Raw genomic sequence first — 21,314 nt, forward strand, 5'->3', positions numbered from 1 at the left:
GACAAAATCGAAATCGTAAGCTTGGGCTGATTGGGAGACAGATTGGTTTTTTGGAGGGCCGTGATGGATTTCGTGGCTATTGGAAAAACCCTGAGTGAAGTGCTGCCAAGGCTTCGAGGCCGTATTCAACTCTCTGGTCTAATCATAATTGTAGTAGTCGGTGCATTAGTTTCGTTCGCCCGACCGGGTGATTATTTAGGACTGATATTGGTCGGCGGCGTAGGCGTCGGGTTCATCGTCTTTGGCCAACTGTTCCATTTCTTGAAGTCGTTCAAGGATGATTCGCGTCCAACAGTTTTCCTAGTCTCGTTTCTCTCGTTCCTGTTATTCATCATCGCGCTTGTTGCGCTTTTTGTAATTCACGTCCGGCCAAGCCCCAGTTTCTTTATCAACCAAGCTAGAGCTGATTCCTCGGATGATGCTGACAAGGCAGGCGTCTTTTCAAAAGTTTCAGATATTGGCGATGAAATCGGGAAAACAATCTCCCTCCCGAAAATCACACATGCCGATGATGTCCAATACACTTTCTCCGAACGAGACGGCATAGCGACTCTGACAAGCGCCTTTTCTTATAGTCAGAGATCGAGATCGGACCAATACCCCGATGGCGATTTTCACGAGGGAGTTAATTGGGGCCACCCTTGGATGTCCTTTAACTTAGTGAACCCTACGAAAGCTCCCATTGTTTATAGCTTGCTGCAAATAGACGTTGTTGAGATGCATGCGATCAAAAGCGTAATTTTAGACATCGACGAGATTGATGGATACGTTTCGGGAAAGAAGCAAAATATGGTGATACATAATAGAGGATGGGGAGCAGCAAAGGACGCCAAGCTAAAATTGTTGGTTGGCAGTAAAGATCCAACGGGAGGTTACTCCATTATCGCTTCAAAGACGTATTCTATCGACAAGCTTGATGAAGTCGCTGTTGTGGACATCGCTGACTTAGTGCCCGCCGAAGCAAAGTGGGATCAATTCTCGGGGCAAGGTATGGGATGCGCCGCCAATGGCTATCTTACTGCAATCGGAAGGCTCGATTACATTGACGACGTCGGGACCAGACAGCATGAGACATTTAGAAGTACAATTTACCAGTGCTTTGGGGGCGGAGGTAACATTCCTTGGAGCGGATACTTCAATGTGAATCTTCCTGATGATCCCGGAAAGTTTCCTTTGACCTTGAGTTTATCGGAATGCATCGCGCCTAATTCGGCTGGTAAGTTGAAGATAATCTACCTCGCCGAGAAATCAGCCCACTATCATCTAAAGTTTTCGTTGAAGGATACAAATGGAAGCGTTTTGAGCCGGCAGGCCAAGCTGGACATCTTGGTCCCACGACCGATCCCTCGTGCACACCGATCTCGCGATAAGTTCGTTGAAAATCCTGACGTTAAGGGCTGCACTTGAAGCTGGTGAACTGTGTGTGCAGGTCATCGGCTTGCAAAAAATCCGGCCATGCTTGAGCGGCACCACCAGTTTGTCTCACGCTCGGAGAATAAAAGCGGCGCGATGTCGACTGTTGGCCCGAAAGCGAAGTCCGGTCCGGCTCTGCGATTGTCGGCTTGTCGGGGCAAACCGGAAGCCGCCGAACGATCTTCCGAACGGCGCCTTTTGACCCAGGCTGTGTGAAAACTCAAACGCTGAACTTGCGCGTGAAATTTTCATCTCGATTTCGTCGTTGCGGAAACCAATCGCACTGATAGGTGCTTCCGGCAGAAGGCGATTGAGAAAACAATTCTGAGCGTCATTGGCTGAGACGCGTTTTCACACAGCCAAGACCCATAGCGGACCTCAAGCGGCCGATCTATGTTTGCTCATGCGCCGAACGATCGATCGAGACAGGTCTGCGAAACTCGCGAAGCTTTCTATCTTGTGAGCCTCGCGAGTTCTCTCGGAAAAAGTCAGCCATACTCTTTTAAATGATGTTGAAGGCAGTAGTAGGTAGTCCAGAACTTCCTTGTTGTGTTCGCCTAGGCGGGTGACGACTACCCATCCTACGGGGGACTTCATTCTACGCCGAACCGCCCAGCGCCACGCATGATTTTCGTAATAGGCCTGCCATCGGGCTAACCTAAAGCAGATATTGCCAACCCCTTTCACTCGCAGGCATTCCATAGCCAAAAGTTGCCGTGTATCCCAACTTTTCAAATTTCTCGCGGAGAAGCTCAGCATTTCCGGCGTTCAAGGCGGTCCAACGCCTGTGAATTTCCATGGCATCCCACCAACGGCTACCGGTGTATCCGAGCAAGCGGTAAACATTCTTAAGACTGCCAAAGTGCTTCAAGTATGTACGCGAACAAGGCAGACCAACTGTCTTGTCGATGATGGGCATGGAGAGTTTCCCTCTCTTCATCAAAACCCGACGCAGACGGGCCAACATCTCGTCCTCGGAGATGTCGACGCGACGCTCCTGCATGATTGTTCTCACACGCAGAAAAACATCTCGGTCGATGATAGGTTCGACGCAGCCCTCTGTTCTGATCCAGAGCTTTTCTGGGTTTGCGTATTTTTTGCTTCCAAGCTTCTGACCTACCCGGTTGTAGATGAGATTTCCGATATAAACCTCGTTTCTCAGAAGGTCGGTGACAAAGGTTCGTTTCCACGGCCGTCCATGATTTGTCGGCACACGCCTGAGATTGAGTTCCCGCGCAATTCTCTTCTCTGTGGTACCCCGAAGAAACTCCTGAAAAATCCAATTCACAGTAGCGACTTCAGCGGGCGATCCAGGACGGAGCCTCACATGCTCCGTGCTTAGATACTTACGCTCTCCGGCCTTCAGAATGCCTTTCGGCTGAGAATGCTCGTCTACTACAACTCGCTCTAAGCCATAGGCAACCTTGCCGCCCATTTTGAACCCAAGCTTCGCAAAGCGAGACTGTCCGGCATAAACCTTCGCGGAAAGTTCTCGACTGTATTCCGCAGCCATCACTCTTTTTATGTTTTTGAGGATCTGCGAAATTAGGCTACCGTCGTTTTGGAACTGTTCCGCGCAATACGCAACTTTGGTGCCGGCTTGTTTGCAGATGAACTCATAGTAGGCGCTCTCATCAACATCCTGAAACCGCCCCCAGCGGCTGACGTCATAAACGAGAATGGTACCAAACTCGGCATTGCCAGCTTGGACGTCATTTACCAGTTGGGCGAGACCCATTCTGTTTTTGATTGTGAGGCCGCTCTCGCCTTCGTCTCGATACGTGCGGACGATTGAGAGATTGTGCAATTGCGCGTAAGCACCGATCACCACCGCCTGATTTTCGATTGAGTATTGCTGAAACTCTGTGGACATACGTACGTATTGTGCCGCGCGAAGGTTCCTCTGTGACTGGGGAAAACGATCCTTGTGGATTACAAGAGCGTTCGCCATGGAGGTCGCTCCCGCTCCGGCTGATCTCCGCTATGAGGTCACAGCAGTCTAGATCGCGATCAGGTCCACACCACGGAGAATACTACTCAATATTCCCGGTACTATCGCCTTTATGGTGTGAACTTTTGGGCAGCGATGCTGACTATACTACTTCACATCCGCTGTTGGCCCAAAACGGCCGTACCGAAGGCCTGTCCGGGATGTCGGCTTCCGAAAACATTTCAGACATCGCCAAGTCCGGATCATGTTGATGTCATCAGCACGCGCCGCGCCGGTAGGCATCGTCAACGTCAATGACGCTGGCGGGGTTTGCCAACCATTCTCTAAGCCAGCGCGGTCCAATGATCTCATCGGGAGCGACGGCCGGGACCTGTGAGAGGCCATCCCAGAGAGTATCGATTGCGGCCAGGACGCGAGGCAGATAGTTGGAGCAAATCTTCAACTTGTCTCCATCCAGCGGCTTGGCGACGTATTTGCCGTTGCGGTGTTCGACGCTGTACTCACGGTGATGACGGATCATTCTCAGGGGTTCCTTCCTTGTAGATTTCTTATTGTTGCCGGTCTTGGTTTGCTTTGCCATTTGCATCCGAGTCATTCGTCAGAGAAAGAAAAAGGCCCCGCCAGGAATGGCAGGGCCTTAGGTGGAGTGACTCCGTCATTGGTTAGGTGTACTCGGACGCGGTATCGTGGGTGCGCCAGTTCATCGACTCATCGATCCGACGCTGCACCAGCGTTGCCAGTGCTTCCGGATCGTGACTGCTGCCATTGATGTGGATGGCAACGTTGCCCCCTGGGGTCAGACGGGCATCGCCAGCACCGATTCCCGGCGCGACTGCCGGCGGCACGTTCTTAATGGTGTCCGCAGGTGACGGAACGTTGCTGACAACGGGCGCACCGCCCGCCGACTCCACATTCCTTTGCGACCATTCCCGGTAAGCCCGGGAGGCGGCGTGGCCCCGGAGTTTTCCCCACTTGCCCGCGCCCCAGTCGTTAAACCGTTCACGGTTGATGTTGACGCCCGTTCCACCAGCGACGTAGTTCGGGTCGCCCGCGCTACCCTGATCGGTGTGACCCTTGATCAGGTTGCTCCCTGCGAGAGCCTCATCGATGTTTTGCATACGGGCCGCCATTCGCGCCGGATTGCGCTCCAGCTCACGCAGCCTCGCGATATCGAGACCTTTGCGGACCGGTCCGTAGAAACTCTTTCTCCGGTTGTGCAAACGGAGAGCGCTCTGAACCGAACCCCCATTCATGTCCATGCGGTTCATCAAGCTTTCGGCCACGGCCGTACCTGCACCCGGATTTTCGAGGTCGATAACAGCAGCAAGCTGTTTCTTTAGCTCCGGATTGGCATCCAGTTCCTCTTTGAATCGAGCGCGTCGGGCCGCAAGAAAGGTGTTTCCAGACAGCCCCGCGCCGGCATTGTCAGCCGCTGAACCGCCACCACCGTTGAACGACGGGATGTTCTTAGGATGGACGATACCTCCGCCAACACCAGAACCACCAGAAGCGACGCTTCCACCGCCGCCCGAAAAGGACGGAATGTTCTCTCGGCGGATGATGCCATTCGATCCGATGCCAAAGGACGGAAGCTTTTGACCCGGCACACTCTTCAAGAGGCCCGGAACGTCGCCGATGAATCTGCGAGCACCGAGACCACCACCGGAGCCGTCTAGGTCCCGGCCCGATCCGCCACCAATTGCAGCGTGCTGGATGCCACCACCGCTTGACATGAACGCCACGCGCTCAATTTTGCCGGCGAACTTGTTGAAGTTCTCGGAAAGGTCAGAGTTGCGGCGACGGCCGGAGAAATCAGTTGATCCGGTATAGTTCGTTGGCTGGAACAGTGGATCACCGGACGGCTTGTAGTTCCGGAGGCGCTTCCTTGTTTCGATGCGATCTTGCCAATCCTTGTATGACTCGCGCCTGCCTGTATTGGGGTCCGTCCCGCGGATTTTATCATCCGCAACACCGATAGTCTGATTCCTGGCAGCGAACATGCTGAGAAGCGCAACAGCGGCGGGGATGCTCCCGATAAAGCCAAGCGCGGTGCCGAGACCGGTCAGGCCCAGGCTGAGGGCCGCGAGAACGGAGATGGTTGGCGCCAATACAGCGAGAGCGACGGCAAGGCCGCTCAACTGCGCAACGAGGTTACCCATCTCCTGCGCGTTCGCTGGATTTTTCCCCGTAAGGAAGCCGAACACCGAAAACGCTGTTTTCAGTCCACTTGCGAACTCCCGGATGCCTTCCGCGAATCCCTTCCCGAAATCCCGCCACTTCGCGACGGTGCCTACATCGAAGGTGTCGGCAAGGGACTTGACCGTATCGCCCCAATCCTTGAGCCCAAATCCTTCACGCAGTCCATCGACAAGCGCATCAACGTGCTGTCTTATCGTGTCGAAGTTGAAGGAGTCCGCAAGGCGAATGATGCTATCGGAAATCTGATTGAACCAGTTTTCGAAACCGGCACCAACCTTTTCCCAAACGAGACCTAATGCGGCGACGATAGAGGCCCATCGGCCTTGCATCGAACGAATTTTCTGCAGGGCGGTGCTGTCCAGAAAGCCCGGCTTCTTTTCGATGTCCTTCAGAACATCTTTCAATTTGTCGCGGCCGAGAACCATGGTCAACAATTCGTCCATCCATTCGCGTCCGCCGATCTGTTTCGCGACTTTCGTCCGAAGCTTCTCCGGCATTTTGGCGAGCATATCGAGGATCTGTTGAATGGCTTCCATCGGCCGATCTCTCATGGCTTTCGCCATGGCGCCACGGCCACCAAAGCCAAGGGCATTCGCGGCAGATGCGAGGTCGCTACCTTGCTGACCATGGGCGGAATCTGCACCGGCAACCTGCGAGGTCAGGAACGAAATAAATGTGCCCGATTTGAAGGGCTGCGTTCCTAGACTGATCTGTATTGCATCGAGAGCCGCCAGTTGCTCCGGCGTCATCTTGGTTGTTACGAGCGCCGACAGACTGCGCCGCATCGCTTCAATGATTTCATTTCCGTCCGCTGCGGTGGAGTTGTTTGCTACGGCGACCGAGTTTAGGATTTTGCTGAAGCGGTCTTTGCTCCACGGCATCTGAGTCGAAAGACGGCCCAACAATTTGCCGACTTCTTGCGGGTTAACGTCGAGACCGGCCTGCGCCTTCAGTGCAAGGTCAGAGAACTCGCCAGCGAATTGTTTGCTGATACCTGCCTTCAATCCTTCCACCGCCGTGTCAATGACCTTGGTTGTGCCGACGCCATACTTGATCCCAGCGCGGTCAGCGAAGTTTTTGCGAAGTGATTCAACCTCTCCCTTGGTCAGATCACCGAACATGGACGCGCGGACTTCAGCGGCCTGAGTCTCAGCCCTCTTTTTGAGGGCGCTCCCGATACCGGCACCCGCAATAGAACCGCCAATAACCATCGATCGGATACGCGGCGCGGGCAGCCGGCCCATACTTCCGGATGATCTGCCGGCACCGGATGACAGACGTTCTGCGGCCATACGGCGCTCAATCTGGCGATGATAACCAGCCTCCAATCGTTCAAGGGTCTGATACATATGGCGCGCGTCGCTCAAGCGCTTGGCATTGGCTCGGGTCCAATCGGTCGAGTAGTTGCGGGCAGCGGACCGGGTAATGTTCTCCATACCCTTCAGTTGCGCGCTGGCAGCGCGGACGGTGCGGTCGAAACCGGCCATCGCTTCCATACCGGTGCGACCGGCATCGCCGAAGGAAGCATTGAGGCGCTTGGTAACCTTTTCTAGTTCCTTGACGCTGGAGAGAAGCTTCGCAATGACCGGCGATGCGTGATCCCTGGCCGATAGTGTGGTGCGGACGTTCAAGTGTTCAGACATGGTGTTCCTGTTATTGGCACGCACGCGGCTACCGCGTGTTGGCGATGATGGTGCGGCGCTCGCCGCATGGCGTGGAATCGCGAGGCGCTTCAGCGAGCGCGGCACGCGGAAATGGGGCCCCGAAAACGGGGGGTCTTTTGAAAAGGGGCCTTTTAGCGGTTCGAAGTCTGAACGCCTCAGCAACACGGGACCCCATGCCGCATAAAAGAAATCGACTACTCCGGTGCCCTCAATTGAGTGCCCCGAAACCTTTCGCCGGGCCGGTGCCGATGCAGGGGCGCAGGTGCTCCACGCGCCATCACTTTCGACCGTTGATTTAGCTCAAGCATGCCTGCGGCGATTTCCCAATCGTCAGACGATGAACCATCCTGCTGAGCCAGCACGGAAAGAGGCGCAGCCAAAGCCTATGCCTTCGCGCATAGAGGAGCTTCTGCGGACCATCGAGGACTATGCGAATGACCTGCGGGAGATCATCAGGAAGCTCCGCAGACTGACTTGAGCCCGGCAGTGTTCGCTCGCCGGCCCAGAGAGCGCGCCCGACGAGCCCGTCGAATGGTGGTTCAGTTTGGGTATGCCTCTCGCGGACCATCGCAAGGGTGGTTCAATAAATCGTCTTGACCATTCAAAATGAACCATTTATAAGTGAACCATCCAAACTGAACTGAGGACTTATAGATGTTCGTTCGTGCTTATCTCAGGGCTTCCACATCCGAACAGGACGCAACCCGCGCCCGGGAGCAGTTGCGGACGTTCGCCGCAGAACGTGGTCTGACGATCGCGGCTTGGTACGTCGAAAACGAGAGCGGCGCGAAGCTCTCTCGACCCGAACTGTTCCGGCTGCTCGCTGATGCGTGTCCTGGTGACATCCTCCTGGTTGAGCAGGTCGATCGCTTGTCGCGCTTGACTGCCTCCGATTGGGAACGGCTGAAAGCTGAACTAACCGCCCGCCGTGTGCGCGTCGTGGCCTTGGACCTTCCCACCTCGTGGATGATGGCCACCAGCTCCGCCGATGAGTTCACCGGGCGCATGTTCGAAGCCATCAACGGCATGCTGTTGGACGTGCTTGCCGCTGTCGCCCGCAAGGATTACGACGATCGCCGACGCAGGCAGGCCCAGGGGCAAGCCAAGGCAAAGGTGGAAGGCAAATACAAGGGAAGGCCGGAAGATACCAAGCGCAATGGCGAGATCGCCAACATGCTCAGGGCCGGCATGTCGTGGACTTCAATCGCGAACGCTACCGATTGTAGCCGGGCAACAATCGCCAAGATCGCCAAACGGACGAAGAGTGCCCAGCCAGCGGCTTAACCCACTAGCTCACCGGAACGCCTTGCAAGCGTCGCCGCTCCGGAACGTGCCGGATGGACAGGGCTTGCCCGGGATCACCGGGTAGGCGTGCGGCGTGTCAGCGCGCAGAGCCTCGCATTTGTGCCCTTTACCGACGAACCCGGTAGGACATGTGCCTGTGCGCTGAAAGCGTTCCCGGCCATCGCGAGTCGGCGTGGGATACTGGGTCTCGGCCATTGCCGGCGTAGGAAGGATAAGAGCGGGAGGCGCAACGGTGAGAGCCAGCGCGAGCGTTGTAAGCAGTCCGGATCGTCTCAAAACCACCGTTGTTGCATCTCCAAAGGACGGCGGCCCCTCTGTGAGTGAAGCCGCTAAACCGCCGTCCAAACTCTAACCGGTTGCCGGTCACGCTGCCAACGTTGCCTGCTCCACCGCTTTCAACTCTTCCGCAATCGCGGTTTGCTCCGCTAGTGCGGCGTTTAGTTCGGCTTCCAGCGCTTTCACGTCAACGGCCTCAAGCTTTGTCCGGGCCTCATTGACCCGCTGATCGGCGTTGGATTGCCGCCTCCGCAGATCGTAGAGCGCCAGTGTGACGCCACGAGCAGCCCGAACATCTTCGCCAACGTTGTACCGCTCGGCCCGCTCAAAAGCCCCGGCCATGCGTGCTCGATATCCTGTTTTCATTTTCTTGTTCCTTGCTTTCCGGGGCGGCTTGCCGCGAGTTCTTCCATGTAGCGAGCCGTGAGGCTGTCGGGGGAATACCTGGCTCTAACTGATCCCCAGTCGGCTGGCATTGATTGCTTGCGGCGGCTGGATTCGAGTTCCGCCTTCATGTCGGCCGTCAGATTGCCGCTCGGTTTGATGGCCGGCTTGCCTTCATTGAGCGTTCCGAACGCCTCGGGCATCTGCTTTTGCAACGAGCGGACGAAATCTGCCGTGGTGATGCTGCCACGACCGGGCAGTGCGATCAGTCCATCGCTGGTCATGACGCTGCCGGCGAGATCGATGGCCGCTTTCCGCATGGCATCCGCGTTCGGCTGAATGCCCTGCCTGCGCGCCTCGGTCAGTATCAGGTCTTCAAGGTGATCCTCCATTACGCGGCCTCACGCTTGAGTTGGCCGATCAACGCACGGCGCATCCAGGACGATCTGTTGGGTGCGGACGGGTCGTCGCGGACAGCGGCCTTGTCGATCTCATTTAGAAGCGCCTCCGGCAACAGAACGCTGATGTTCCGCATTGGTGATGCGACGAGCGCAGCGGCATCAAACTTCGGTGTCATTCTTCTTTCTCCAAAAGAAAAGCCCGCCTGCGCTGGGTAAGAGCGCAGCGGGCTTAGGGTTCAAATGCAGAAACAACAAAGGCCACCCGAGGGTGGCCTTATTGCTATCTCATATCTTGTCCGATTGTGCCTGAATACATACCAGAGTACCCGGCTTTTGTCAACGGAAGCTGCCGGTAAATGCAAATGCAAGTCGAAATGCCAGTGCTCCCTTTTAAGGAGAACGCATCGGACGAGCGAACAGCACATCCGCGCCGCTCCTTTTAGACCGCTTTCCCCTGCACCTCGGACTCCATCGAGGCAGCAATTAACACGCTGCAAGATTACGTGCTGTTTCCTGCTTGGGAATGCTTGGCAGGTAAACGCCGAGTTGACGGACTTCAACGGTGATCGATGTGCCCTTAGGGAAGCGATGACGATCATCGTGCCGCTTATCATACGATCAGCGGTTCCCGGTGAGTTGAAAACAGCAACGCGCCTAGAACGCGCTGGCGTGGCCGCTCAGGCCGCAAGGTGATTGAGAGCTGAAACGTAGCGGCTCACTCCAGCTAACGCCTTGCGGCTCGATATGGCGGGCTGGCGCGCTATCCAAATCCAGTACCCAGCCGGCAACATCACGGTTGGACCGGCGGACGCAATTTTCACTAGATGGCAACCACCTGCCGGTAGGCAGGGCGGTTTGAGTTCGCCGGCCTGGGTTTGAACGACGCCGCGTCCTTCCACATTTCTTCCTTGATGAAGTTTGCCGGTTTCTTGATGTATTTTTCATCCTCTCCTTTGACCGAGAGAGCGTATGCCTTCATTCCGTGGAGGATGTCGTCAAAGGAGACCTGGCCCTTCCTTCTGATCTCATCGAGCAGTTTGTGGGTCGCGGTCTTCCCCTCTTGCTTCAGACACGATTCCCAGAACCGATCCATCCAGTCGTGCGGCCAGCGCGCGGCACGGGTAGCACTATGGAATCGAGGCTCAGCCAAATCAGCCGGCATACGCTCGCCACGGGCGGGCGCGGTATGAGGTGAGTTGATGAGATGGGTTGATGAGGTGGGCAAGTGAGTAGAGTCGGGTGCGGTCACCGCCCCCTCTGTTACAGGTGACTGCACCCCATCTGACAGGTCACCGCACCCTTCCTTACAGGTGACGGCCCCCTCTCCGAACTGTGACGGTGCAGCCACCGCATCCTTCTCGGATGCATCGACCGCGAACGCTCCCCAGTCCTTCAACCGATACAGATTGACGTTATGCTTCTTCTTGGCCTTGGAGCGTTGCACGTTTAGAACGGCCTTGGATGGGACAAGCTTCGTCACCCCACCGGAGCGGGTCTCACGCTGGCCGGTCTCCAGTTCTTTGACAATTCGCTTTGCCGCGCGCTCATCCTTCGCGATATCTTTCGCCAGCGTTTCGAAATCTGGATAGGCGCTTCCCCACCGACTTTCATCGAGAGAATAGCCTTCATCTAACCGGTCAACGATGCAAACCAGCGCCCTGAATTGAGCATCGGTAATTTCAGGATCGCCGGCAAAGGCTCGGATCGTTTGAAATTTTCGGCCCGCGGTGATCTGAATCTTCACGCCTTCCGGCGACGTGATGACCTTGGCCGGTCGGCTATTGTCGTTGCTGTGCTTGTTCTTTCGGGCGATTTGTGCCATGTGTTTCTATCTTCAGGTGATTGTCATCGAGCCCCGAGGCGTTGGTCGCGCCTTGGGGCTTTCTCTTTGTGGGGGTGGTTAGTTCGCGACGGTCTGAATCCGTTGCAGATGCTCGGCGATGGCCCGCCGCGTGAACTCCGACCTGCTCTGACGCAATTTGATCCGCGCCTCGTCCAGTGCGGCCAGTTGTTCGACTGGCAGCCGGAGGCCGACGTAAGGACGTTTGGTGTTGGGGTCGTAGAAGAGACGGCTCATATTTCCTTCCTCAAGGGTAAAAGCCCTGGCGGGATTGCCGAGGCGCAAGTGGTGGACCTGCAACCAAGGCCTCAACTGAAGGGGGCCGTGACCCGGCAAATGTTTGACAGCGGCGTCCGGAAATTCCCCGAGCGGGGAATTGGCGGCCCCATAGTTGACAATAGTGATGCCTTAAATTTCACGAGTCCACGCCGAGGGTAAACGCCAGCCCCCGTGGTTCGCCGCAATCTGATATTGTTGTTTGGGCAGGACCATCTTGCGCCATCAAGCTTGATCAGCCAACGGAAGAGCGAGCTAGCGGAAATCGGCAAGCAGCGCTGCCCTCCGGGAAAATAGTTCCTGGATTCTTGTTCGTGATAGCGTTCCAGTATGGGGCGACGAGTTCCGTTCGGAACTGCTCCCTGTTGGAAATTGCCGAGAGAGGCACCGCAAACAGCCAAGCGCGCTGTGTCCAGTCTGCCAAGTCCTGTTCCTCCGGCTCCAGATATTGAAGCAGCCTTCCGCTTTCATGGGCCACGAACATTTCTGCAAGCATTGGCCATCCGTCGGTCGTGAATTGGAGAGACACAGGATCATACGTTTTGTCGGTGACGTTGCTCCCAGCGATAAAGACGCACGTCAAAAAACTTTCTGTGGAATGGGGCAATACAGTTCTCACGGTAGTTGGGGCCGTTTGCCTGAAAAGGTCCATACAGAGAAGCAAGCGACCGATGGGTCTGTTCTTCCTTGGCCCCTCAACGAAAACCGTCGCGCCGATTGCCGCCCAGACGCACACCCATTCGTGCTCCGCCGACTTCTCATGCGGCGTCCACGAAAAAGACGAGAGACCAAATCCCTCCGGCGGTTGAAATAAGTCTCGTGCTGATTGTTGAAGAGCCGAGAGTTCGCTTGTGACCTTCACGACGTTCAAAAACGAATTGTAGATATTAGACATCAAAAGCTCCATCGGACCGCAGTGAGAAGCTGACTGGAGTCACAACCTCAATCAGATCACGCAAAGAAATTCCGCGCCAAATCGATAGATCAAATGCTTCAACTGTCACTGGCTCCAAATTCAACTGTCCAAAGCCTTCAAACGTACCCACTCCAAGCTTTTCGAGAAATGCGATCACATCTTTGCACCATATCAGGCTGGCGCCTTCCGCCGCACCGGAGCGAAGAACATCTTGAAGAACCCTCAGCGCCTGGTTCCATTGGATTATTGTCGTCCCCGGAAATTCAAACGCGGCAAGATCGGCCGATTTCACTAGTGAGACATGAATCCAATTTGCTTGATATTTCGTGCAAATCCGGACTTGGTCCTGAACCTGCTGGCGATGCAATACCGCGTCCCACTTCACTTCAATAATCCAGCGAAACGGCTTTTTGCCAAGGCAACCATCTATGATCAGGTCTGGCTCAATCGTGTATTCATTCGCCGAGGCCTCATCTACTGAGAGGCGGGGCCATAACTGAATGCTCCAAACCTCGGCTTCCACATTACATTGTTGGCGGGTAAGCCAAGAAAGGATCTGGCCAGAATGACCAGGGGACATGAATTTCAATGGGCCGAATAGAGTAGACGTAATGACGTCTTCGATAACCCTGCGCCCTTCACTAGCCTCGGTAGGTAGCCGAGCCCCTTTCCTCAAATATGCATCTAACATTCAGAGTCTCCGAGGCTGGTCCACCATATGCGGCTTGCACGGACCGTTTCGGACCATAGACGGGTAAGCTCTTACGCGGCGGCTCAATCGAACTTCGGTCTTGGTACTGCGATTCGCCGTCACGTCGCATTCAAGCACTCTGGAGGTCTAGCATGCTTGGTGCTAGCGCTCATAGGCGCCGCCAACCCTCGTTAGAGGTTGCCGCACACCGACCAGCGACTATGGAGGAGGACGGCGCGAAGCAATCAGAATGGCGCCATTTCAATCCTGCATTTCGTCTGCCATCACGAGTGGGCCCACACCGGCGGCTCTCTCTTGATTCAACACGAACAGCCGCGCAAGGGCTTCGTCATCTGAGATGTCGGCCGGCCATGTGTATGCGGCAGCCACCGCAGCATCAAGCGCTAGATGCGCTTCTACCAACCATGTCGGCCGTTCATTGTAGAGAGCGGTCAACGTTCGTGCGGACAATTCGCGCTCCGCCTCTGGGCCGTTGGGCAATAGCCGGTCTGGAAAGCCGGGCACGACCTCGGGAGTTCGATTGATGCGATTTTCAGGGTAGAGCCAAGCACTGCGAAGTTCATTCAATCGACGTGCGGCGGTCTCAATGGGCTCGGCAGCGAGGTGCGCTCTTGCCTCCTCGACGGGCACGGTAGGCGTCATTCCGGCCGGAAAAGGAAAAGTGGCAAACGTGGTCGTATGCGTGTACCGCGGCCGATCTTCGAGATCGGAACCCTTTCGGAGCGCCCAGAGTTCGTGAAAGCGACTGTGCAAGAGACCGAACATGAGGTCGTCTTCTCGCGGGATGACGATGAGATTCTTGTCGGGCAGCACCGGATAGGATAGCCACACAAAGAGTCGGTATTGCGCCGTTTCTGGCGTGACGATGTATCGCGGCAGCGCTTCGATCTTTTTGCGCATCCCGGGACGGGGCCAATGCGGCTCCCACCAGCGCGGCCCGGCTCTCTCGCCAAGATCCTCTCTCAATTGTTGTACGGTCTTTCCGTCTTCATCCAGAGTAGTTTCGACATGACGAAACGGCTTGGTGAACAGAGAGACTTCAGCCCTTGAGAGGCCCAACGGAAAATCGATGAACCAAACGTCACGAGGCCGGCCAGTTAGGTCATCGCCATTCCAATATGGCTTCAGCACCTCAGCATTTGTTCGGCCGTTTGGGTTGGTCGGTTCTCGCATCCAAGCGCGCGCGATCTCCCCAGACACGTCGAATGGACCACTCTTCTGTATGCCAAGATAGGCCCCATTCTTGTTTTCACGTAGCGGCCTTGCCAGCGTTAGATTGAGCCCCGAGGTCAGGTCCGGATTAATCGAATTAACTTGAACGCCATTCAGTTGGGTCTCAAGGCCGTCCGCGCTACCAAAGCAGATCAGCGAAACGTCAACCGCCGCGCCGTCGACCGTCCATTGCTCTTCATTCCATGCCTCATAAATCCGGGTGGTCGCAGCGATGCGCTGCATCACTGGCAGATTGGTATTCTTTCTGATCGAGTTGGTAGCAACGAGACCCGCGCGCTGGACCACGCCTCTCTCGATAAGCTCGCGAGCCCGTTCAAACCAATAGCAAACAAGGTCGGTAAAGCCCGGCAGCCGCCCCTCGTACAACGCGCGGATTGCCTCCGTTTGCGCTACGCCCAAGCGGCGCTTCATGAGTTTGGCGCCCAAGTATGGAGGGTTGCCAATGATAACGTCCGCATCGGGCCAGGGCGCGTGCTGTCTCTCGTCTGTGATGATCGCATCGCGGCATTCGATGTTGGTAAGCGGACGCAAGATAGGTTGGCGGCCGACGTTGAAGCCGTTGCGCCGCATCCACTGAATTTCCCCGATCCAGACAGAAACCCGCGCGAGTTCGGCCGCATATGGATTGATCTCTATGCCAAGCAGGGCTTCGGGGCCGATCGAGGGAAAACTACGGGGAAAGCCCAGCAATTCCGCCTCGACTGCGACCCGTCGCTCTATATTTTTGAGTTCGACAAGCGCGAGATAAAGAAAATTTCCCGATCCACACGCAGGGTCCAGCACGCGCAATGTCCGCAGTCTGGCCTGAAAAGCCTTCAACTCGCCTTCCGCTTGAACCTGAGCGTCGAGCAGTGCCTTGTCCGCCGATCGCAAACCTGCCCGAACAGCATCGAGGTTCCGAACCCTGCGCTGCTTCGGGAGGGCTTCAAACAGTTCGAGTTGCGGCCGTGCGGAAAGATGCGATCTAACGGCGCGAATTTCTTCCTCCAGTTCTGGAAAGGAGGAGGCATTCTCAAGTTCGCTCTCAACCTTGCGCTGAGCGGGATCGAGATAGCTGTTAATTCCTGATCGGACTCTTTCCCATTCATTCAAGAGCGGCTTTGTGATCACCGGCTCGATGATCATGATTATCTTTTCGCGATCAGTGTATTCTGATCCAGTTTCGGAGCGCTTGTTCGGGTCTAGCCCGCGCACAAACAATGTCCCGAAAATCGAAGGATCAATCTCACTCCAATCGAGTTCGGCGGCACGCAGGCAAATCGCAATGTCGTCGGCTTCCAGATCGAGGCTCTCGCCATCATCGAACAGACCGCCATTGAACCATTCAATCTGTTCAAATCCGACCAATCCGCCGTCCTTCATCGCGGTGAACAGCGTGGAAGCATGGCGGCGGAATCTCGAGGGCTCGCTCCTGGCGGCCTGCAACATCCGCAAGAACATCTTGTTCGGCAGCAGTTCTGCGTCCTCTGCGAACATGCAGAACACGAGCCGGTTCACGAAGTGCGCCACGACCGTGGGATCGTGGCCGCGGTCACGCAGCCTCTGGGCGAGCGCAGCAAATTCCGCGGCCGCTTCTTCGGTCAGTGTCTGTCTTGTCTTACCCGGCTTGAGTCGTTCCGGATCGGAAAAGACCCATTTCAACTTCTGACGAATATCGGGATCACGCAAATCGTCAAGCGTGAAGGCGTGAACGATAGAGACGCTGTTGGTCCAGTTGGTATGAATTTCAAACCGGTCCATGTCGCAGACAACCAGCAGCGGCGGATTTTCGAGAGCCAGGGCATATTGCTGCAGTTGGGCGAAAGCCGCTCTAAGGTCCTTCCGCTTGCCCTTGTACTCCCAGCCAAAGTGGTCCCGCTTCCAGACATCAGCCCAACCTTCGCCGCCAGTCGTCTTGGTCGCGCCGCGCTCAAAGGCGTACCGCTCGCCTTTCGGATCGACATCGGTCGGCGCCGGCTCGTCCAGCATCTGGCAGAGATTGAGAAAATGGGATTGAGCCGCCGCCCGCTCGTTCAGTTCGACGTTCTTCCACTTTCGGATAAATTCATCGGGCGTCAATTAACCCCCCAGGAGTGTCGTAGAAGTTGCACCAATACTTCTGTTCATCGATGCGTATAGCGATGATCTGCTCGCCCGTGAAGCGCAGGCAACTCCAACTCTGGCCCGGTCCAACGTCACTTCTCCTCCGCTGGCCGCGAATAGCCATATCCAGGGTGATTCGGCTGTTCATAAGCTCCGCTTCGCCTACGCGCGCCTTGTCGAGCTTACAGAAATCAAATAGAACGAAATGGGAACAATGGGCGTAGCAATGCCGTACGATGGACGAGCAGTCGCAAACTTTGTGCTCGACAAATGCGCCGAACGCGGAGCGGAAGTTTCGAACCTATCCTTGCAAAAAATCGTCTACTTCTGCCACGTCTGGTCGCTGATTGAGTTGAAATCCCCGCTAGTTGCGCACCGATTCGAAGCTTGGGAATACGGCCCCGTCCTTCCTTATCTGTACCGCGAATTTAAGAGCTTTGATCGATCGCCGATTCGCGAGCGTGCAAGGCGAATCAATCCGCTGACCGGTCGAAGCGAAGTTGTGCAATATGAATTTGATAATGCCACGACAGATGTACTCAAAAAAGTTGTTGAGTTCTATTCGCGACTCCGGCCGAGTGACCTAGTTGAGCTTACACATGCGGTAGGCGGGCCGTGGTACACTGTGTGGAATCACTCAGGGGCAATTAACCCCGGCATGAAGATCAGCGACGAACAAATCGTAGGTTTCTACTCCAAGCGCGTGCCAAAATTCATTTTGCAATGAAAAGAGGACGGCGTGTCAAAGCTTAAAGTGCCATCGGTACAGCACCTTGCTCGGAATTGGCGGAATACGCCCGAGCGGATTTGTCGGAAGCTTGTTTCACTGGCGGAAAGTCCTCCAAGCTTTAACTACAACCCGTTGTTTGGCGCCGTACGGGACATGCTGGTTTTCAAGCAGCCGTATGATGAGATCGTGGAAGGCATCCGCCGCCACATTAAGCGATCGGACGTCCGGGAGAATTTGTTAGGCGTTCTTCCACTGATCAGGGATCACTTCGCCAGCGTATCCCCTGACTTTGTGCAAACTATTGACCGTCGCTACTACTCTATCGGGCGCGGTTTGAGGGTGCCCTTCGATCCACCTCTGTTGTACGGAGTTGGTGGCAAGCTGATCTTTCCGTGGTTCAGCTTCTGGCGATCCAATCCATTGGCGGACGTGCGGCTATCGCTGTTCACAAGCTTGGTGGATGAACTTCTCGCGGATGACCCTGATCTCGCGGCGGCTGATTTCCAGATATTGGACTTCAGTGTGCCAAAGGTGAAGACGAAGCCCGGCAAGCAAAAGCCACCGCGGCAACTTCGCATCGTCGATGCTCGTGATATTCCTCGAGTCAGCGACGAGACAAAATTGGAAATGCTGACAATCTTCGCTGAAGGCTATCGCATGGCGGTCGCGGAATTGTCCTCTACGGCGAAGACCAAACCATCGGATGGGCAAACTCGCCAACGCGACGTTAGGCAGGCTGATCTCTTTGACGATGATCCGCAGGCTACTTCCTAAGCCCCGTTACCCAAGCCGACGTCGGAGCCTACTCCGTCTATGGCGGCCGGCGCCTCTTGAGATAGGAAAAGCTCCTCAAACATCTGATCGGCGCCCCACGCTTGGGCCGCCGTGTAGGCAAGTTTCCGCTCCGACTCGGGCTTCAGCGGCGTTGCGCCCGGCTTGTAACCCAGGTCGTGGTTTGCTTCTGACCAAGCGTGTTGAAAGAGCGTGCGGATTTGCAACTCGAAGAAATCCGGAACGTGCTCCCGCGGCCAACTTCTGTCGATGACGTCTGACGGAAGCAACAAAATGAAGTGTCGACCAAAGTAACCGAACTTCCACTCATGGTCCGGAACAAGAACCTTAGTTTCGATGGGCCGATAGTATTTCTTAATGACCTCAACAATTCGATCTATGTCCGAAAGGTAGAATGTAATGACCCGCGCGCCGAGTTGGTCCTGAATCTGATTGAGCGGGTCATCGTACTTCGGATGTCCATCGACCATCGCCTCAGCTTTTTGCAGGAAGCGATCTATCGATTTCGGTCGCGCCGCGATGCGATCGACTCGCTTCTCGCCCTGAAGATATTCATTGAGTTGCTTCTCAAGGCGCTTTGCTAGTTCCTCCAGAACTCCAAATCGCTCCTGATATGTTGCCCTTAGATTCGTCACTGCGACTTCCTCAGTCGCTCGCTAACGATGTGACCTGACGTCGAATAGCGCACCTCGTTGGTGCGGGCGTTGATCACTTCGCGCGTGAACACCTCATCAAACTCCGCAGATTCCGCCGTTAGAAGACCGCCGTTGTCCAACTGGACTGAACGGAAAGCGACTTGATTGCGGAACTCCTCTGGATCAAACCGAAATCTCTCTTCGGCTATAGCGGGGTCAGGTAGCACCCCCATTACGACGTTTTGCGCTTCGGGAGATAGGCCAAATTGATTCATGAAGTCATTGATGCTCGTCTGTCGCCCTCTCAGTGACTTGGCTAGCGTCACTGCGGCTGCAATCTCCGATTTGGTGTTGACGTCCGCCGCATACTTCGCCGCGTCTCGCAGAGCTTTTCCTAGCCGGCGCGTTCCTGCCGCCGGTGTAAGGAGGAAATTGGAAGCAAGGAAATCAAAAATCCAATAGTCGGATGCGGGGGCAAACCGTGTGTTGGACTGCCTGTCGATAGTCCGCCCCGTCCAGAAGCCCGTTTGAAATGATGAGTGCTGATACGCTGCTGCTTTGTACGCTGTTGCACTCTTCATAAACACACGCTCAAGAAACTCGATTGTGAGGCTTTTCGCCTGTTCTTCAGCCAGGATCGCGCTATCAGTAGGGAACCGCGAAATAACGGCTTTGTGGTCGCGCCCCTCACGGCCGGACAACACAAACAACAGACCGAGTCCCGGACGCCTATCGGAACTACTCTGTAGCCGCTCTGCGATATGTCTGGCTCTCGCCAACGTAGGATTCTGAAGATACGCAATCAGCAGGTCGCGGCAGTCGTTTTGTTGCGACCCGTCTGGGGCATGGTCGAACGAAATCTCGATGTCGCATTCGACGTCCGAGTTGGCATAAATATCGTTCAAGAGATCGGACAGTTTGCCTTTCGGCGTTATGGTGGTTCCACCGATGGGCGCCGGGCTATTCTCCCCCTTTCCCGGGTGGACCAAAAAAGTATGAATGTGCTCGATCGGCAATTTCCCTCCCCCCGATATTGTCTTTTCCTGCAACGTAGAAACACAGGCCTCTTTGGTCAACCGCCGGTTGCGTGCTTTCAGATGGCGTTCCACAGCGCGCGGGGATGGCACGTTGATGGGCGAAGGCGAGGGCCGGGCTTCCGCAAATCAGCATCCGGCCATGTAGAGGAAGCTGCGCTGACCGCAGTGGCATTCGCATGTACGGATGTGATAGCCTTTAGAGAAGAGGCACCCCGCAAGAGTGCCACACAAAAACAGATCGCTGGACTGAAAAGAACAATAAAATCAATACCAAGACGGATTGCAGTATCAGTTCAATCCTGTCTGGCAGCACCATTCTTTCCGGAAATGGCCGACACCCAGCTCTCTCCGCAGCAGCCGCAAGCCGCTATCGGCCACCAAAAGTTCGCCGCATATCCTGCTCGAATTTTTCCTGCCGCTCCCTTTCCTCGACTTCCCGCTTCTTGCTTTCTTCCTTCAGCCGTCTGGACGTCTCCTCCCAATGTTTCTGTTGCGCGCGCGCTTTTGCGCTTTTTTCTGCGCGTTCCTGGCGCTCCTGTGCCTGCCCCGGCATCTGCCACAACCCGATGAGATTGGTCAGCATGACGGCGATGCCGATCGAGAGGGCAACGATCTTGACGGTGTCCCAGCGCGAGATGACCTTCGGATTTTCCCCCATTGCCACGACGTCAGGCTTCGGCGCGGGAGCCGCAGCGGCCTTCGGAACATTGCTCGGCGATGCCGTCGCACTTGATCCGACGTTCAGCCCAACAGTTGGCACGCTCGTCCTCGCCGGCTCGACGGCCGGCGTGTCGCGAAAGGCAAGCCAGCGCGCTTCGACCGCTGCGCGGAGTGCGCGCGGCTCGACCGATACGAACTCGTGGTGCAACGCCATCTGGACCTGCGAACCCTTGGGAATGAAGTTGGCGCTCCATCCGGGGCCGCGCAGCAGGGCTGAGTCGACGAAGAGCCGCTGGTCGTAAAATGACTTCGAAAGCAGAACCACGGTGACGTCGCGCAGGAGCAACAGATTGCGTGTTGCGAACTGACCGAACTGGAAGAACGACCAGTACGTCGCTTCAACATCGATCGTGCCGATACCCTGAATTTCGCGCCAGGGGATCAGCACTTCCTTGATCAGGGGGATCCGGTAATGAATGCCCGCGGGCGAAAGCGTGAATAATGGCTTGCCTGGATTCGAGCGCCGCCAAAGCGTAAGGGCGACCAGGCCAGCGCCGAACACCCAGCAGAGCACGATTCCGATGATCGTCCATGGCTCGCGATCGAGATCGACCAGCGCATAGATAAGGAGGCCCAGAAAGATCAGCAGGAGACCGGTCGGCAGCAGCCTGACGATGGCCGTTGTCGACCTGTATTCCAGTGTTTGATGGATATCCTGGCCGCTGACATTCATGGCTTCGGCTCTCCACCTCGGGAAAGATCGCGAGCATCGCTAACCTGCCCCACACGGACTCGACGGTCCGGCGCG

At 55.8% G+C, this 21,314-nt stretch carries 18 protein-coding genes; 4 read left to right on the forward strand and 14 right to left on the reverse strand.

Translation table 11 applies throughout. The features are described 5' to 3' along the window. Window positions 1-63 precede the first annotated feature (63 nt). Window positions 64-1,407 carry a hypothetical protein gene (locus LMTR21_RS36345; protein WP_141688309.1) on the forward strand — a complete coding sequence of 448 codons (1,344 nt, stop codon included), beginning with the start codon at window positions 64-66 and terminating at the stop codon, window positions 1,405-1,407. A 664-nt stretch (window positions 1,408-2,071) separates the two neighbouring features. Here the strand turns inward: LMTR21_RS36345 and LMTR21_RS36350 are convergent. The 3 genes from LMTR21_RS36350 to LMTR21_RS36360 all read right to left on the reverse strand — a co-directional run bounded on the left by LMTR21_RS36350 (window position 2,072) and on the right by LMTR21_RS36360 (window position 7,206). After that, the gene (locus tag LMTR21_RS36350; protein ID WP_246174961.1) at window positions 2,072-3,364 is read right to left on the reverse strand and encodes a recombinase family protein; all 1,293 of its coding nucleotides are present in this window, start codon (window positions 3,362-3,364) and stop codon (window positions 2,072-2,074) included. Window positions 3,365-3,620: 256 nt separating this feature from the next. Further along, a complete protein-coding gene (locus LMTR21_RS36355) occupies window positions 3,621-3,944 on the reverse strand; it encodes a hypothetical protein (RefSeq protein ID WP_141688308.1) in 324 nt (107 codons plus the stop codon). An 82-nt stretch (window positions 3,945-4,026) separates the two neighbouring features. Continuing rightward, window positions 4,027-7,206: a phage tail tape measure protein gene (locus LMTR21_RS36360; protein WP_065753003.1), complete on the reverse strand. Its 3,180-nt coding sequence runs from the start codon at window positions 7,204-7,206 to the stop codon at window positions 4,027-4,029. Window positions 7,207-7,881: 675 nt separating this feature from the next. On the opposite strand from LMTR21_RS36360, the gene LMTR21_RS36370 reads away from it, so the two are divergent. Continuing rightward, a complete protein-coding gene (locus LMTR21_RS36370) occupies window positions 7,882-8,511 on the forward strand; it encodes a recombinase family protein (protein WP_065753002.1) in 630 nt (209 codons plus the stop codon). 384 nt (window positions 8,512-8,895) lie between these two features. Here the strand turns inward: LMTR21_RS36370 and LMTR21_RS36375 are convergent, their stop codons facing one another. The 8 genes from LMTR21_RS36375 to LMTR21_RS36410 form a co-directional block, all read right to left on the reverse strand. After that, a complete protein-coding gene (locus LMTR21_RS36375; protein ID WP_141688306.1) occupies window positions 8,896-9,174 on the reverse strand; it encodes a hypothetical protein in 279 nt (92 codons plus the stop codon). Next, a complete protein-coding gene (locus tag LMTR21_RS36380; RefSeq protein WP_065753000.1) occupies window positions 9,171-9,584 on the reverse strand; it encodes a hypothetical protein in 414 nt (137 codons plus the stop codon). Before LMTR21_RS36380 ends, LMTR21_RS36375 begins: the two co-directional genes overlap by 4 nt. Then, window positions 9,584-9,769 carry a hypothetical protein gene (locus tag LMTR21_RS36385; protein WP_065752999.1) on the reverse strand — a complete coding sequence of 62 codons (186 nt, stop codon included), beginning with the start codon at window positions 9,767-9,769 and terminating at the stop codon, window positions 9,584-9,586. Before LMTR21_RS36385 ends, LMTR21_RS36380 begins: the two co-directional genes overlap by 1 nt. A 644-nt stretch (window positions 9,770-10,413) precedes the next feature. Continuing rightward, window positions 10,414-11,415 carry a helix-turn-helix domain-containing protein gene (locus tag LMTR21_RS36390; protein ID WP_065752998.1) on the reverse strand — a complete coding sequence of 334 codons (1,002 nt, stop codon included), beginning with the start codon at window positions 11,413-11,415 and terminating at the stop codon, window positions 10,414-10,416. A 78-nt stretch (window positions 11,416-11,493) separates the two neighbouring features. Beyond that, window positions 11,494-11,670: a ribbon-helix-helix domain-containing protein gene (locus tag LMTR21_RS36395; RefSeq protein WP_084030607.1), complete on the reverse strand. Its 177-nt coding sequence runs from the start codon at window positions 11,668-11,670 to the stop codon at window positions 11,494-11,496. Window positions 11,671-11,944: 274 nt separating this feature from the next. Continuing rightward, complete coding sequence (locus LMTR21_RS36400) at window positions 11,945-12,604, reverse strand: hypothetical protein (protein WP_141688304.1); 660 nt, start codon at window positions 12,602-12,604, stop codon at window positions 11,945-11,947. Then, entirely contained in the window at window positions 12,597-13,316 is a 720-nt protein-coding gene (locus tag LMTR21_RS36405; protein WP_141688303.1) for a hypothetical protein, read from the reverse strand. Before LMTR21_RS36405 ends, LMTR21_RS36400 begins: the two co-directional genes overlap by 8 nt. A gap of 261 nt (window positions 13,317-13,577) precedes the next feature. Next, the gene (locus tag LMTR21_RS36410; RefSeq protein WP_065752995.1) at window positions 13,578-16,628 is read right to left on the reverse strand and encodes a class I SAM-dependent DNA methyltransferase; all 3,051 of its coding nucleotides are present in this window, start codon (window positions 16,626-16,628) and stop codon (window positions 13,578-13,580) included. Window positions 16,629-16,866: 238 nt separating this feature from the next. On the opposite strand from LMTR21_RS36410, the gene LMTR21_RS36415 reads away from it, so the two are divergent. Further along, the gene (locus LMTR21_RS36415) at window positions 16,867-17,379 is read left to right on the forward strand and encodes a Panacea domain-containing protein (RefSeq protein WP_187399272.1); all 513 of its coding nucleotides are present in this window, start codon (window positions 16,867-16,869) and stop codon (window positions 17,377-17,379) included. A gap of 12 nt (window positions 17,380-17,391) precedes the next feature. Further along, window positions 17,392-18,156: a hypothetical protein gene (locus LMTR21_RS36420; protein ID WP_141688302.1), complete on the forward strand. Its 765-nt coding sequence runs from the start codon at window positions 17,392-17,394 to the stop codon at window positions 18,154-18,156. Here the strand turns inward: LMTR21_RS36420 and LMTR21_RS36425 are convergent. From LMTR21_RS36425 to LMTR21_RS36435, 3 genes are all read right to left on the reverse strand, one after another. Continuing rightward, on the reverse strand, window positions 18,153-18,809 hold the full coding sequence (locus LMTR21_RS36425; RefSeq protein WP_141688301.1) for a GTP pyrophosphokinase: 657 nt from the start codon (window positions 18,807-18,809) through the stop codon (window positions 18,153-18,155). The genes LMTR21_RS36420 and LMTR21_RS36425 overlap by 4 nt on opposite strands. Further along, window positions 18,806-19,885: a hypothetical protein gene (locus LMTR21_RS36430; protein ID WP_065752990.1), complete on the reverse strand. Its 1,080-nt coding sequence runs from the start codon at window positions 19,883-19,885 to the stop codon at window positions 18,806-18,808. Before LMTR21_RS36430 ends, LMTR21_RS36425 begins: the two co-directional genes overlap by 4 nt. 328 nt (window positions 19,886-20,213) lie before the next feature. Further along, complete coding sequence (locus tag LMTR21_RS36435) at window positions 20,214-21,239, reverse strand: hypothetical protein (protein ID WP_065752989.1); 1,026 nt, start codon at window positions 21,237-21,239, stop codon at window positions 20,214-20,216. Window positions 21,240-21,314: the final 75 nt, after the last annotated feature.

It is taken from the genome of Bradyrhizobium paxllaeri (assembly GCF_001693515.2).
Classification (GTDB): Bacteria; Pseudomonadota; Alphaproteobacteria; order Rhizobiales; family Xanthobacteraceae; genus Bradyrhizobium; species Bradyrhizobium paxllaeri.